The organism is uncultured Tyzzerella sp. (assembly GCF_963558545.1).
In the GTDB taxonomy this organism is placed as follows: domain Bacteria; phylum Bacillota; class Clostridia; order Lachnospirales; family CAG-274; genus Tyzzerella.
Map to the genome: position 1 here is coordinate 1 of NZ_CAUWHO010000046.1, position 15,973 is coordinate 15,973.

The following is a 15,973-nucleotide window of genomic DNA, read 5'->3' on the forward strand; positions in this document are numbered from 1 at the left end:
TCTTCGGGTTGTTTAATTCACTTTTTTGATTATTTAGTTTTCAATGTTCAATATTTCTTTTTTATCGTTTGTTTTGACGACTAGATTAGTTTATCATAAACTTTTCACTTTGTCAACACTTTTTTTACATTTTTGTTATTTTTTAACTTGCTGTAAATTAACGACTTAACCATCATATCACTTATTTAAAACTTTGTCAACACTTTTTTTACATTTTATTAACTTGTTTTAGCGACTTGCTTATATTACCATAAATAGATTATAATGTCAACACTTTTTTTACATTTTATCATAAAAGGCTAATATTTATAAAATACTAGCCTTTTATGGTAAAATTTTAACTACTAAATATAAATTATTCTTCTGTAGATTCTTCTACTGGAGAGTCTACTTCTTTAATACTTAAACTTATTTTTTTATTTTCTGCATCTATTTGTGTAATTTTAGCTTTAACAACTTGACCAATAGATAAAGCTTCTTCTGGTTTAGCAATATGTTTTTGGCAAATTTGAGATATGTGAACAAGACCATCTACGCCTTCTTCTAATTCTACAAAAGCACCAAAATCCACAAGACGAACAACTTTTCCTTCTACTACATCAGAAATATTGTATTTATCTTTAGCTAAAACCCAAGGATTTTTTTCTGCATCTTTTAAAGAAAGAGAAATTTTATTTTTATCTTTGTCTACCTCTAAAACATATACAGTAACTTTATCTCCTTCTTTTAATACATCAGTAACTTTTTTTACTCTTCCCCAAGAAAGCTCAGAAATATGAATAAGTCCATCTACACCACCAAGGTCTACAAAAGCACCAAAATCTACAATACGGCTAACAGTACCTTCTAATTTATCTCCTGCTTTAATATTTCCATAAACTTTATCTTTAGCTTCATCTTCCATAGATTGAACTAAATCTCTTCTTCCTGCAATTATACGACGTTTAGCTTTGTTAAATTCAATAATGTTAAAATCAAATTCTTTTCCTTTAAAGCTGTTTAAGTCTTGCACAAATTTATTCGATATTTGAGAAGAAGGTACAAATACTCTAACATTGTTTATATTAGCTATAAGTCCACCTTTTATAACATCTACTATTTTGCCTTTTAATATACTTTTATTATTAAAAGCTTCTTCTAATTCGTCAAAACCTTTATTCATTTCTAATCTTTTTTTAGATAGTACAACGTTTCCATCACCATCATTTACTTTAATAACAAAAACTTCTATTTCATCTCCAACAGAAACTTCACTTTTTAAATCTACGTTAGGGTCGTTAGAAAACTCTGATTTTTCTATAACACCATCTGCTTTATATCCAAGGTTTACAAAAACTTCATTATCTGTAACTCTTATGACACTACCCTTCACTACATTACCACTATGTAATGTTTTAAAACTTTCGTTTAACATTTCCTCAAAAGACATATTTTCCATTTCACTCATTTTATTTAAAGCCTCCTTTATTATAGCTGGTGGTGTTGATGCACCAGCAGTTATTCCAATTTTAACATTTTTTTTAAAATTATTCAACTGCAAATCTTTAATTGTTTCACATAAATAGGTGTTTTCACAATTTTTTTTACAAATTTCATATAATTTTTGTGTATTTGAACTACTAACATCACCTAAAACTATCATATAATCAACCTGTTTAGATAATTCTAAGGCCTCTTTTTGTCTATCATTTGTTGCACTACATATAGTATTAAACACTTTTATATTATTACCTTTTATATTTTTTAATAATTTTTCAAATAATGTTATATCAAAGGTAGTCTGAGAAACCAAAATATACTCTTTATCATCATCTATACATAGACCTTCAAATTCTTCTATACTATTTGCTATTAATCCTGTATTATCACAAAATCCATTTATACCTATTATTTCTGGGTGATTTTTATTACCAATAATGATAATTTTTTGTCCTTTTTTATAATTTTCATCAACTATTCTGTGAATTTTTTTTACAAATGGGCAAGTACAGTCTATATATTCTATATTTTTTTCTTCTAATAGCTTATAAACACTAGGTGGCACTCCGTGCGAGCGTATAATTACCTTACCATTTATATCTTTTTCTAAATTTTCTAATATTTCTACGCCTTGTTTTTCAAGGTCTTTCACTACATTTTTATTGTGTATAATAGGTCCATATGTATATATTTTATCATTTTTAGACTTTTCATACACACAATCTACTGCCAATTTAACACCAAAGCAAAAACCAGCAGATTTTGCAAGTATTATTTCCATATAATCCCTCTCTAAACTATTTATTTTCATTAAGTAATTTTTCTATTTCTAGCATAATTTCTTCTGTCATTTTATTTAAAATTTCTGTTTTAGGTTTTTCACCTTTATATTTTTCAAAGGAAATAGGTTTTCCTATGTTGACTATAACATTGCCTTTTTTTTCATAGTTAGCCGTAATACCAATAGGAACAACATCTACACCACTTTTTAAAGCAAATAATGAAACACCATTTTTAGCTTCGGCACTTTCTCCTTGTTTAACCCTTGTTCCTTGAGCAAATATCCCTAGAGAACCACCGCCTTTTAAAAGATTTATACTAAATTTTAGAGCATTTATATCTGTGCCCTCCCTATCAACTGGAAAAGCACATAGCTGACGCATCCAAAAGTTTTTAAATTTTGTAGAAAAAAGCTCTTTTTTAGCAAAGTAATGTATCTTTCTATTCCTAATACTACTACAAACCATTACAGGGTCAAAATTGCTAGAATGGTTGGAGCAAAATATTAACCCACAATTTTTAGGTATATTTTTAAATCCTTTTACCTTTACTTTAAATTTTAACCTAGTATAAACAGCAAGGCTAAATATAGCGAGATAATAAAACATTTTATTTCACCTACTTTATATTTTCTTTTATTATTTTTATTATATAATCTGAAACTTCATATATTGACAAATTAGTAGTATTAATAGTTATAGCATTATCAGCTTTTTTAAGAGGAACTATTTCCCTATTTTTATCTGCATTATCTCTATCTATTATACCTTGTCTAACTTTATCATATTCAAATTTTTCATTTTTCAAAGAAAGTTCTTCACATCTTCTTTTAGCTCTTTCATCTATGTCTGCATCTAAATATATTTTAACATTAGCGTTAGGTAAAACATTAGTACCTATATCTCTACCATCCATTATAACATTGCTATCTTTAGCTATTTTTCTTTGCATATTTAATAATTTTTCTCTAACACTAGGTATTTGAGCAATAATAGAAGCATTTTTTGCAATTTCTTGTGTTCTTATTTTATCAGTAACATTTTCATTATTTAGGTAAATTTGTTGTATACCATTTTCAAAATCTAAAGATATATTTATATTTTTAAGTTCTTTAGTAACTTCATCTTTATTGTTACAATCTATATCATTTTGTAAACAGTAAAGTGTTATAGTTCTAAACATAGCTCCAGTATCTACATATATAAAGTTAAGTTCTTTACATATTATTTTAGAAACTGTGCTTTTACCAGAACCAGCAGGCCCATCTATTGCAACTGCAAACCCTGTATTTTTTAAAGCTATATCTGGCCTTAACTTTTTTGCACCTTTTAAATATATGTGTTTTATATCCTGTTTTTTTATATCTAAATTAACTGTTATCATAACTCTTATACACATTGGTAAACTAAATTCTATATCCATTTCTTGCATACACATAATAGCACAATCCGTTATACCCATATTTCTAGTGGCAATAGCTGGATATGCTTTAGTAATGTCTTTTGTAGCAGAAAATATAATATTTATTATATCTTCTTTATTTATACCATTTTTTTCAATTATTTCATTTAACAATATTTCTGCATTTTTAATAATATTTTCTTTTGTATTTTCTTCTATTGTTATAGCACCTCTAATAGAGCAAATATTCATAATTTTCTCCTAACTATTTATATTATTACCAGCTAAATAGCCAGTAGCAAAAGCTATTTGTAAATTAAATCCACCTGTGTAGCTATCTACATCTATAACTTCTCCTGCAAAATATAAATTATCTATTATTTTAGATTTCATTGTACTTGGGTCTATCTCATCTACACATATACCACCAGCTGTTATTACAGCTTCATTATACCCATTATCCCCTATTATAGTTATAGGCAATTTTTTTATTATATTACAAAGCCTTCTTCTTTCATCTTTTGTAACAGAATTTACTTTTTTGTTTTCATCTATGTTAGATAATGATATGATAGTAGGTATAATTTTTTGTGGTAGTAATTCATCTAAGCTATTTTTAAAAGACTTGTTAATAAACTTTTCAAAATCTCTAAGTATTCTACTATCAAGTTCTTTATCTGTAAGAGCTGGCTTTAAATCTATATACCCTGTTATTTTATGGTTGTTATATTTACCAACAATACTTCTACTGCCTTTTAAAACTAAAGGCCCTGTAATTCCAAAATGGGTAAACATCATTTCTCCAAAATTTTTGTAAACATTTTTATTATCTATAAAAATATTTAACTCTACATTTTTAAGGCTAAGCCCTTGTAAATCTTGGCACCATTTTTCCTCTAGTTTAAGTGGTACTAAAGACGGATATAATTTAGTAACCTTGTGTCCCATTTTTTTAGCAAATTTATATCCATCACCGTCAGAGCCAGTAACAGGATACGATAGTCCACCTGTTGCTATTATTACATTTTCCACATCTATTTCTTGGTTATTAACAATAGCTTTTGTTATTTTATTATCTTCTACTATTAAATCCTCTACATTAGAATTTAACCTTATATCCACGTTATTATCTTCCATAAATCTAGTAAGTGCTTTAACTATGTCACTAGATTTTTCAGAAACAGGGAAAACTCTGTTGCCACGCTCCACTTTTACCCTAACGCCTAGTTCTTCAAAAAAATTCATAGTAGCATAGCTATCAAAAGTATAAAAAGCACTGTATAAAAAATACGGATTTCCAGGGGTATTTTGTATAAGTTCTTCTGGGTCACAAGCATTTGTAACATTACATCTACCTTTACCAGTTATAAAAAGCTTTCTACCTAGTTTTTTATTTTTTTCAAAAAGGATAACATTGTTATTTTTTGCAGCAAAACCGCTAGCTATCATACCAGCAGGTCCACCACCTATTACTATTGTTTTTTTCATATTTTTCACCTAATCAATTTTGGTAATACTTTTTATAAAAATAAATATAATCCATATTATTATATTTAAAAAAAGTTTCTAATTGGTCTATAATTATAAACCTGATATTCACTCCAAATATTTTCTAAGTTTTCAAGAGTAATTATCATATCATCTTTTTTGGCAACGCTAATAGCAACAAGCAAAGCATTTATAACACTTAAAGGTGCTACTAAAGAGTCTATAAAAGATACCATATCACTTCTTGCTATAAGGCTATTAGTAGCAAAATTAACAAGTGGAGAATATTTACTATCTGTTATAGCAATAGTTGTTGCATTTTTAGAAAAAGCATATTCCATAGCTTTTATAGTTCTCCTAGAATATCTAGGGAAACTAATCCCTATTAAAACATCATCTTCTTCTATTCTAAATATTTGTTCAAATATTTCCGTAGCAGTAGAAGAATTTACATAAATAACATTATTTATCATAAGGTTAAGATAAAAAGCTAAAAATGAAGATAAAGAGTTTGCACTTCTAACACCTATTATGTAAACTTTTCTAGCCTTTAGTATTTTTTCTACACAATGCTCAAATGAATTTTTATCTAATGTAGATAATGTACATTTTATACGCTCTGCATCTTTTTCTAGTATGTTAGTTAAAACATCTTTATTACTTTTAGATATTTGTTCAGCAGACACTCTCATTCTTTGTGCTGCTGTCAACTTTGTTTTTATTAAAGATTCTAGTTCTGTTTGCATTTTAGGATAACCATCAAAACCCATTTCTGATGCAAACCTTACAACAGTAGATTCACTAACGCCTGCCACCTCTCCTAGCCTAGATGCTGTCATAAAAGCTGCCTCATCATAATGTTCTAATATAAACGAGGCTAATCTTTTTTGGCTTTTACTTAAACTTAGCATTTTTTCATTTATCTTTTTAAGTAAATCATCTTCAAACATATTTATATATCCTTTAAAGTTATATTTATTTTATATATTGTAAAATAATAAATAAAATATTATATATTTATAATATATTAAATTTGTATAATATTCAAGTATATATTTTAAGTTTTAATCTTTCATTTAAAAATCAATTTTTTAAATACGTTGTATTCAAAAACATATATTCCTATATATTTTTATTCGTAAAAATTAATACGAACACCCGTATATAATTTTACTTTAAAATATAAGTCATATCTTAATTGTATTTAATAAAGAGTATACTAATAAAATTAATATACTCTTTATTAAATACAAAAATATTTAAAATTAATTTCAGGCTATAGACAAAATAATATTAAAGTAAAATTTTTTTCATTTTTATATCCTATTTATAAGATACAAAAATTTTAATCACAATACGAGGCTTTGCCTTGGATTATGTAAAAGCTAGATTTCTAGAGGCTTTAACTCTTGTGCGAAGAAATCGACTTTTTTCTTACAGTATCTAAAAAAAATAAACTCGTTATTTTTTGAAGAGGTTGTAGACTTTGTCTACAACCTCAATTAATTTTTGTATATTTTTATAATAAAATATTTAGTCTTTATTTTAAATATTTGTATAATCGTGTGTATGTATTACATTATTTTCTTCTAAAAATTTTAAATATTCTTTAACTGTATATGTAGGTTTAAAATTATTTACTATTTCTTTCCCTTTTTTAGCATTATCATATAATAAATCTATTAATGTTAAAGCCATAGCTTTAGCAGAATTAATATATCCCATTTCTTCATCTACCATATTATAATCTTTTGTATGAAAATCTCCAGTTGCTCCCATTATATAAGGGTGTATACAAGGCATTATTTGAGATAAATCCCCCATATCCGTAGAGCCTCCCCCAGTATTTAAATCTATTATTTCGTCTTCTTTAATGTTTAAAAAGTTTATAAGATTATCTTTAAATAAAGCATTCATACTATCATCTGTCTCTAAAGATAAATACCCTATAAAATCTTCTATAACAACTTTACCACCAATAGCAAGTGCTGCTGCTTGTAAAGCTCTATTAAATTTTTTATTAGCATCTATCATAGCCTCTGCATTGTTGGCTCTTACCATAGCCTCCATAGTAACTTTATTAGGTACAACATTAACAGCATCTCCACCGTGGTTTATTATATAATGTACCCTTATTTTATCTTCATCTTTAAAAGTATCTCTAAGGGCATTTATGTTGTTAATGGCAAGATTAGCCATTGTGCCAGCATTTATACCTAAATGAGGTGCTCTTCCAGAGTGAGCAGATTTACCAATAAAAGTAATACCTTTTTCTATAAAACCATTAGATTTGCCTTTTATTATACATTTTTTATTTTCTTTTATACTTCCAAGATGAAACATCATAGACATATCCACATCATCAAAATATCCTTTATGTATAAGCTCTTGCTTACCTCCTACATAAGTTATCATTTTATTATCTTGTAAATATTTTCTATATTCAAGCTCTATACCTTCTTCTGCAGGTACAGCTATAAAATCTACCTTACCATCTAAATATTTAAAAACACCAGATTTTACCAATCCAATAGCACACCCAAGCATTCCAGCCATTTGAGCATTGTGTCCACAACAATGGATAGCCCCACCTTCTTTAGCATCTTTATGTTCAGGACAGGATAATGCATCTAGCTCTCCTAATATAGCAACTTTAGGTCCTTGTTTATCTTTATTAATAGATGCCCTACAACCAGTAACGGCAATATTTTCTTCTACATCAAGTCCTAAGTCTTTTAAAGTATTTATTGCTATATCAGTAGCTTTAAATTCTCTATAAGAAAGCTCTGGGTTATTATATATATATTTACCTATATTTATTATCTCATTTTTATTTTTATCTATTTCATCTATACACATTTTCTTTAAAGTATTAATATCCATTTTATAACCTCCAAGTACAAATATATTTATATAATATCACATAAATATACTAAAATCAATATCTTTTGTATATTTATTACTATTTTTGTATAATTATTACTATTTTATATTTTTATAAACGTACCATAGTTTTATTTAATTTGTATATTTTAAAAAATGGATTTTCAGTATATTTAACTAATTTTTCATCAATATTTTATTGTTGAACATTGGTATTGTAATTTTTGTTTAAAAATGTTATTATTTAATTATATTTTTTTACTTTTTTTATTTATTAGTAATAATTATCATAAAATATATTATAAATTATTATAATATATTTTCTTTAAGATTTTGGTTTTAGGAAGAGTTTTGTTATGAAAAAAATATAATAAAAAAATATCATTATTTTTATCAACTTTATTAATAACACAAGCCTTTTTAACAGGTTGTAATTCTAGTAGTACTGTAAGCAAAAATAGTGATTCTGTACCAGAAATATGAGATGATTGTAAAGTTAATAGTTTAATGAACCCAACTGGACTTCCAATAGTAGATAAAAAAGGCTATTATACTTTTTCTCTATTTGTAGATAATCATACTCCAGTTGAAGGACAAATATTATGGCAACCATTAGAAAATCAAACTAATGTTAAGGTTAATTTAAATCAATATCCATATGAAATAGCAAAAGAGAAATATGGGTTAGCTTTAAGCTCTGGAGATTATACAGATGCTATTGCAGGTTGGTGCTTAAGCCAAAATGATATATTAAAGTATGGAGCAAATATGGGTGTATTTATCCCTTTAGAAAAATATTTTGAAAAATATGCACCAAATATTATGAAAGTTTTAGAGCTACCTGGTGTTCGTGAAACTATGACTGCCCCTGACGGACATATATATTCTATACCTTTTGTTGAGGAACAACCAAAGGTTATCTATAACCCGTTTATAAATCAAAAATGGCTAGATAACTTAGGATTAGATGTTCCTGCTAATACAGAAGAATTTAGAGAAGTGCTTCGTGCATTTAAAGAAAAAGATGCAAACGGAAATGGAAATCCTAATGATGAAATTCCATTTTCTGCAGACCCTAATAATAGACGACTTGCTTATCTCTGTGGTTGGTTTGGTTTACCAATGGAAACAGATGGTTTTACTATAATAAATGGCGAGCTAGAGTTTGGATTTAATAAAGAAGAATATAAACAATTTATTGAATATATGGCTAGTTTAAATGCAGAAGGTTTACTTGACCCAGAATTTTTTACACAAGATTTATCCACTTGGAAAGCAAAAGGTGAGCAAGATTTATATGGTGTTTCTATGGCTTATGGTAGCCTAGACTTTAAAAAATATGCTCCTGACCAAGACCCTGAATTTGTCCCATTACCAGTATTATCTAGTCCACAATGTAATGACCCAAAATGGCTTGCAACATCAAATGGTATGCAAATATATAAAAATCAATTTGTAATTACAGATAAAGCAAAAAATCCAGAAATAATAGTTAGATATTGGGACAATGTATTTGAAACATATAATTCTTTTCAAGCACTAAACGGACCTTTTGATAAATTCTGTGAAAAAGTTGGAGAAAACCATTATAGGCCTTATGATACAACTAAACTACCACCAGAAGAACAAGAAAAATATTCACCTATGAATATATTCCCAAGACCATTACCTACATATATCCCATCAGATGTAAAAATTGACAGAGATATAGAGCTAAAAAGTTATAAATATGAAAAAAAATTGGCAGATAAACTATACGCCCCTTATTTATTAGGAAATGACGGCAATGGAAATTATACAGTTATCCCTCAATTTTGGGTACCAGAAGATAAAGTGGAAAAATTATCAGAATATTCTACTTCTATTACATCATATGTAAATCAAAAAACAGCTGCCTGGATTAGTGGGCAAGCAGATGTTAATTTAGAGTGGAATGAATATTGTAAGCAATTAGAAAAATTAGGTTTACAAGAGTATATAAACATAAAAAAAGAAGCAATAGGAAAAATACAGTAAAATTAAATACTATATTAATTATATAATAATAAGGTGTAGACTTAAAACCTACACCTTATTATTATATAATTAATATATTTTTTATCTATATATTACAGTTTACTTTTTTCCCCTTTTCACTAGACTCAAAAATATAATCTATTATTTCCATAGTTCTTAAACACTGTTCTGGCTTAACAATAAGCTCTTCCTTTTTGTTTAATACATTAACAATATTTAAATAAAAGCTAGCCCATTTAGGATTTACATCAGGAAGCTCAATCTCAGCTGTTGTTTCAACTGGTCTTGGAGCCATAGTTCTAGTAGGGCCTGCCTCTGTATAAACAATAACATCGTCCCATACCAATTCTTCATTATTGTTTAATTTAACTATTTTACCATTACAGTTCCAATCTTCAATAATAGCAGTACCATCTTCACAACACATATGCCATCTTGGTTGAGTTATAAAGCAATTTGTAGCAACTTCAACTAATACATTTACATTATTATCTAATTTCATCATTAATTTAAAATTATCGTCTACTTCCTTACAATGTATAGAAAATAAATTAGCATAAATTTCAATCACCTTATTTTGTGGAAAAAGGTCTAATATCTGGTCAATTAAATGTATACCCCAATCATAGAGCATACCTCCACCATTTTCTTTAACACCTCTCCAACCGTGTAAAGGTCCTCTAGAGCCTTGTACTCTAGTTTCTATATAATAAGGATTTACTAAAATTTTATCATCTAATATTTTTTTAATTATATTGTAATCTTTGTCCCATCTTCTATTTTGGTGTATAGAAAATAATTTTCCAGTTTCTTTTTGAACTTTAATAATTTCTTCTAACTCTTTTTTATTCATAGTTACTGGTTTTTCACAAATAACATTTTTTCCACCTTTAAGGCATTTAATAGCTATATCTTTGTGAAAATTGTTAGGTGTAGCTATAGTAACAATGTCTACTTCTTTATCTTCTAACACTTCTTCTAAACTATTATATGCTTTTATACCATTTTGTCTAGCTTTTTCTAGCATTTCTTCTCTAATATCATAAGCACCTATAACCTCTATGCTAGGTATATGCGCCTTAATATTTTCATAATGCCAAAATCCTATTCCGCCATAACCAACTATAACTGCTTTATACATTATAAAATTTCCTCCTTTACTTTAAGCCCACCACATTTCTCCAGTTCCTTCAAATGTTATAACTTCTTTTAAAAATTCTACTGCCTTTGTTAACCCTTCATTTTGACTCATTAAGCTATCTTCGTGTTCTATACTAATAGCATAGTCATATCCCACTAGTCTTAAATTAGAAATAATATCTTTCCATTTAGAATAGTCATTTCCATAGCCAACGCTTCTAAACACCCAAGAGCGATTAATAACATCTCCATAATGTTGTGTATCTAAAACTCCATTTTTAGCAGTGTTGTAAATATCTATTTTGGTATCTTTTGCGTGGAAATGAAATATTGCATCTTTAAGCTCTCTTATAACAGCTACAGGGTCCATACCTTGCCATATCAAATGGCTTGGGTCTAAATTTGCACCTATTTCTTCCCCTACTGCCTGTCTTAATTTTAATAAGGAATGTGTGTTATATACACTAAATCCAGGGTGTAATTCTAATCCTATTTTATTTACATTATGTGCTTTAGCAAATGCTACTAAGTTTTTCCAATATGGTATTAAAACTTCGTTCCATTGATATTCTAAAATAGCTAAGTAATCTTCTGGCCAAGGGCAAGTTACCCAGTTAGGATATTTTGCACCATCGTAATCTCCAGGACAACCAGAAAAAGTATTTATTTGGTTTATTCCTAGCTTTTCTGCAAGTAAAATACAATTTCTTATATCCTTATCAAAAGCATCTGCTATGTCTTTTTGTGGGTGTACAGGATTTCCGTGACAACTTAAAGCACTTATTTCTAAATTATATTTTTTTATTGCATTTTTAAAATCTTCTAAAGCTTTATCATCATTTAACAATATTTCTGGGTCTGCGTGAGATTTTCCAGGGTATCCACCACAACCTATTTCCACCATTTGTATACCTTTTTTAGAAAAATATTCTAAAGCCTCCTCTAAAGGTTTATCTCCTAACAAGCAAGTAAAAACACCTAGTTTCATTATTACCCCTCCTAAATTATTTTAAATTTTCTTTTATATACTTAACACTTCTTTTAACATCTTCCAATCCATTTGGTAAAGGCATATCATTTTCCACTATTGCCCATTCTATCCCTAGTTGTTTTGCTTTTTCAAAAATATCTTTTATGGGTGCATTTCCTTCTCCCAATGCCTTAGTATCTCTATTAATACCATCTTTTAAATGTATTAATTTCATATTTTTATTATTTTGCATATATTCTAAAACATTTATATTTGCACAATATACCCAAAATGTATCTAGCTCCAATTTTAATTTATTATCTAATTTTTCTAATAAAATATCTAGTGCATATTTATTATCAAATTTAATAAATTCGTGGTCGTGATTATGATAAAATAACTCCATACCATTTTGGTTATATTTATCAACAATAGCTTTTAAGCCACTTATAATTTTATCTAAGTCTTCTTTTGTTTTTATATCATAGTAAGGGCAAACAATATTTTTATTACCTATTATTTTATTATAGTTTATAACTTCATCTGCTTTATCCACTATATGCTCATAGGGTGTATGACTAGCTACTGCCTTTAAATTAAGTCTGTCTAAATTACTTTTCATAACGTGTGCATCTATATTGTAAAATCCTGCAAATTCTACACCTTCAAATCCTAGATTAGCCACTTCTTCTAAAGTTTTAACAAAATCTTTTTGTAATTCTTCTCGTATAGTATATAATTGTAATGCCAATTTAACCATAAAATATGCACCTCTTTTTTAATTATAACATAAATTTTTTTATATATCTTATAGTATATTCTATTCCTTTTCTTCCAAGCTCTCCTTGCCATAATGGAGAATGTGGCTCTATACTAAGTACCCCATCATACCCACCAGAATATAACATACCAATAAATGAGCTCCAATCTGTTTGGTCTAAGCCTGCTGGAGGGTCATCATATCTTTGCCCATCTACTACTAAAACACCTTTAATGTGTACGTGAGCAAATCTATTACACCATTTTTTAGTTTCTGATAAATAATCCCCTCCATCATAAATACAATGAGATGTATCATATTTTATATATAAATCTTTTAAATAACCGTGTATTAAATTCCAAGCTGGGTCAGAATGTACAAAATTATTCCATCTACAATTGTATGTAGCTATTTTTATATTTTTAGGCTTTGCATATTCTATTAATTTTTCAAAATATTTTATAGCAAAAGTTACATTTTCATAATAGGAAAATTCTTCTACATAGTTACAACCAGTAACATATACAGGTGCATCAAGTTTTTGGCAAGCATCTATAAGTTTATATTCTATGCTAAGCTCTTCATCGTTTAATTCTCCTGTTTTTAAAATTCTATCGCTACCCCATCTACCAACAGATGAAATTTTTATATTATATTTCTCTGATAGTTCTTTTGTTTTTTCAACATTTTCTAAAAACTCTTTATCTCTATCATTTACGCATATTTCTAAATATTCTAATCCTTTGTCCGATACATCTTTAAAATGTTCTTCATATATCCAATTAATAATTCCTAGTTTCATTTTATTCACCTCTAAAATTATGTATTATTCATTAAAAAATATTGGTTTTCCTATTTCTGCCGATTTATAAATAGCTTCTAATATTTGTGTAACTACCATAGCCTCTTCTGGCTTAACAATAACTTCTTTATCATTAATAATAGCATCTATCCATAGCCTTGCCTCTTTGTCTGCTTCTGTTTCTGCTACTCCATCAAAAAAAGCAACTCCCCCAGCAGTTAAATCTGGTTTTTCAACATATTGTTTATTATATTTAACTCCATTTATTCTAAGGCCATCTTTCATATCTGCCCCAGCTTTAGTACCACATAGACTAGTTTTTGCCTCATTTACATCAAGGCTATTTAATGCCCAGCTAGATTCTAAAACTATTGTAGCACCGTCTTCCATAATTATAAAGCCAAAAGCAGAATCTTCTACTGTATATTCTTCTGGGTTCCAATCTCCCCAAGTATTAGCTGTTTCTGTTTGGTTACCTAACTTTTTATAAACACTACCTACAACCATTTTAGGCTTATAGTTATTCATCATCCAAAGTGTTAAATCTAAGGCGTGAGTACCAATATCTATTAATGGGCCTCCTCCTTGTTCTTCTTCATTTAAAAATACGCCCCAAGTAGGGACTGCTCTTCTTCTAATAGCGTGAGCTTTTGCATAATAAATTTCGCCAAGCTCATCATTTTCACAAGCCCTTTTTAAATATGTGCTATCATCTCTATATCTATTTTGATATCCTATTGTAAGCTTTTTACCTGTTCTTTTAGCTGCTTCTATCATTTCCATAGCTTCTTTAGTAGTTTTTGCCATAGGTTTTTCACACATAACGTGCTTTCCAGATTCTAAAGAGTCTATTGTAATAAAGCTATGAGAACGGTTAGGTGTACAAACGTGTACAATCTCTATTTGCTCATCTTTTAAAAGCTCCTTATAATCTGTATAAACTTTAGCACCTTCTACTCCGTATTCTTTAGCAGCTTTTTCTGCTTTTTCTAAAATAATATCACAAAAAGCAACTAACTCTACATTTTTTAATTTCTTTAATGAAGGCATATGCTTACCATTAGCAATTCCACCACAACCAATAATACCTACTTTCACTACTCTTTCCATTTTAAACATCTCCTTTATTTATTATTTATTTAATCTTGTAGAGTTCCTTACTACAAGGTTATGTTCTAATGTTATAAATTTATTACTAACACTATTATCATTTATTTTTTCTAAAATAGCTTTCATAGCCAACTGACCCATTTTAAACCTCGGTTGAGATATGGTAGTTATGTCTGGTTCATATAATTTGGAAATAATTGTGTCATCAAAGCCTATCACATCTATGTCCTTACCTACTATTTTCCCTTGTTTTTTTATAGCCTTTATAGCTCCAATTGCCATACTATCAGATACTGCAAATATAGCTGTTGGCGGCTTTTCCCTTTTTAATAATTTTTCTGTTATTTCCATAGCAACTTTATATGTATAATCTGTTTTTATTATGTTACTTTCATTTATTTTTATCTTATGTTTTTGTAAAGCTTCTCTATATCCTTTTTCTCTATATATAGCAGATGTGTATGTTTTTTGGCTTGTTAATATAGCTATATTTTTATGCCCCAACCCTATTAAATAACTAGTTGCATCAAATCCTGCTTTTTTGTTATCTATAGTTATTATAGTAGTTTCTGTATCTTCCAAGTATTCACTACATTGTATTATAGGATAATGCTTTGCTATATTATTTAGCTTGCTTTTAGATATTTGTGAAGCAAACAAAATAATTCCATCAACTCTTTTTGTTTTTAACATTTCTATATAGGCTTCTTCTCTTTTTTTATCTAGCTCTGTAATAGATATCATAAGGTTGTAGCCTTCTTTTTCTACAATGCTATTTATCCCTTTTATTATTGTAGAATAAAACTGATTAGATATAGTTGGCAATAAAACAAGTACACATTTTGTGTTAGAACGCCTTAAATTTCTTGCAAGTAAATTTGGTGTATAATTCAGTTCTTTAACAGCTTGTAACACTTTTTCTTTTGTTTGTTGTTTCACATTATTTTCATTATTCAAAACTCTAGACACAGTAGCAACAGAAACTTTTGCAAGATTTGCAACGTCTTTTATAGTGCTCATTTTATCACTCCTAAAATTTTAAATACAAATGTAAACCATTACATTTTATAAATTATTATACACATTTATTTTATTTTTTCAATAGTAATAATACATTAATTTTATTATATTTTTTTGTTTATTA

General features: G+C 27.9%; 13 protein-coding genes. 1 reads left to right on the forward strand and 12 read right to left on the reverse strand.

Going from position 1 to position 15,973, the window contains the following annotated elements:
• Positions 1 to 355: 355 nt before the first annotated feature.
• The 6 genes from R5Z65_RS07760 to R5Z65_RS07785 form a co-directional block, all read right to left on the reverse strand.
• Positions 356 to 2,260, reverse strand: a complete 1,905-nt coding sequence (locus tag R5Z65_RS07760) for a bifunctional 4-hydroxy-3-methylbut-2-enyl diphosphate reductase/30S ribosomal protein S1 (protein ID WP_317368327.1) — start codon at positions 2,258 to 2,260, stop codon at positions 356 to 358.
• A 16-nt stretch (positions 2,261 to 2,276) separates the two neighbouring features.
• Positions 2,277 to 2,867 (reverse strand): lysophospholipid acyltransferase family protein, encoded by a 591-nt coding sequence (locus R5Z65_RS07765; RefSeq protein WP_317368328.1) that lies wholly within the window; start codon positions 2,865 to 2,867, stop codon positions 2,277 to 2,279.
• 10 nt (positions 2,868 to 2,877) lie between these two features.
• Entirely contained in the window at positions 2,878 to 3,912 is a 1,035-nt protein-coding gene (gene cmk, locus R5Z65_RS07770; RefSeq protein ID WP_317368329.1) for a (d)CMP kinase, read from the reverse strand.
• Between the two features lie 9 nt (positions 3,913 to 3,921).
• Complete coding sequence (locus R5Z65_RS07775; RefSeq protein ID WP_317368330.1) at positions 3,922 to 5,148, reverse strand: NAD(P)/FAD-dependent oxidoreductase; 1,227 nt, start codon at positions 5,146 to 5,148, stop codon at positions 3,922 to 3,924.
• 65 nt (positions 5,149 to 5,213) lie between these two features.
• The gene (locus R5Z65_RS07780) at positions 5,214 to 6,098 is read right to left on the reverse strand and encodes a MurR/RpiR family transcriptional regulator (protein ID WP_317368331.1); all 885 of its coding nucleotides are present in this window, start codon (positions 6,096 to 6,098) and stop codon (positions 5,214 to 5,216) included.
• 595 nt (positions 6,099 to 6,693) lie between these two features.
• Complete coding sequence (locus R5Z65_RS07785; RefSeq protein ID WP_317368332.1) at positions 6,694 to 8,031, reverse strand: amidohydrolase; 1,338 nt, start codon at positions 8,029 to 8,031, stop codon at positions 6,694 to 6,696.
• Between the two features lie 507 nt (positions 8,032 to 8,538).
• Here R5Z65_RS07785 and R5Z65_RS07790 point away from each other — a divergent pair.
• Positions 8,539 to 10,047, forward strand: coding sequence for an extracellular solute-binding protein (locus R5Z65_RS07790; protein ID WP_317368333.1), 1,509 nt, complete (start codon positions 8,539 to 8,541; stop codon positions 10,045 to 10,047).
• 85 nt (positions 10,048 to 10,132) lie between these two features.
• On the opposite strand, the gene R5Z65_RS07795 is transcribed toward R5Z65_RS07790, so the two are convergent.
• Genes R5Z65_RS07795 through R5Z65_RS07820 form a run of 6 tightly spaced genes read right to left on the reverse strand, consistent with a single transcriptional unit; the run spans position 10,133 to position 15,849 of the window.
• A complete protein-coding gene (locus R5Z65_RS07795; RefSeq protein ID WP_317368334.1) occupies positions 10,133 to 11,188 on the reverse strand; it encodes a Gfo/Idh/MocA family oxidoreductase in 1,056 nt (351 codons plus the stop codon).
• Positions 11,189 to 11,209: 21 nt separating this feature from the next.
• Positions 11,210 to 12,175 carry a sugar phosphate isomerase/epimerase gene (locus tag R5Z65_RS07800; RefSeq protein ID WP_317368335.1) on the reverse strand — a complete coding sequence of 322 codons (966 nt, stop codon included), beginning with the start codon at positions 12,173 to 12,175 and terminating at the stop codon, positions 11,210 to 11,212.
• 16 nt (positions 12,176 to 12,191) lie between these two features.
• Entirely contained in the window at positions 12,192 to 12,917 is a 726-nt protein-coding gene (locus tag R5Z65_RS07805; RefSeq protein WP_317368336.1) for a TIM barrel protein, read from the reverse strand.
• Positions 12,918 to 12,939: 22 nt separating this feature from the next.
• Positions 12,940 to 13,719, reverse strand: a complete 780-nt coding sequence (locus R5Z65_RS07810; protein WP_317368337.1) for a sugar phosphate isomerase/epimerase — start codon at positions 13,717 to 13,719, stop codon at positions 12,940 to 12,942.
• A gap of 24 nt (positions 13,720 to 13,743) precedes the next feature.
• Entirely contained in the window at positions 13,744 to 14,829 is a 1,086-nt protein-coding gene (locus R5Z65_RS07815) for a Gfo/Idh/MocA family oxidoreductase (protein ID WP_317368338.1), read from the reverse strand.
• A gap of 21 nt (positions 14,830 to 14,850) precedes the next feature.
• Positions 14,851 to 15,849: a LacI family DNA-binding transcriptional regulator gene (locus R5Z65_RS07820; protein WP_317368339.1), complete on the reverse strand. Its 999-nt coding sequence runs from the start codon at positions 15,847 to 15,849 to the stop codon at positions 14,851 to 14,853.
• Positions 15,850 to 15,973: the final 124 nt, after the last annotated feature.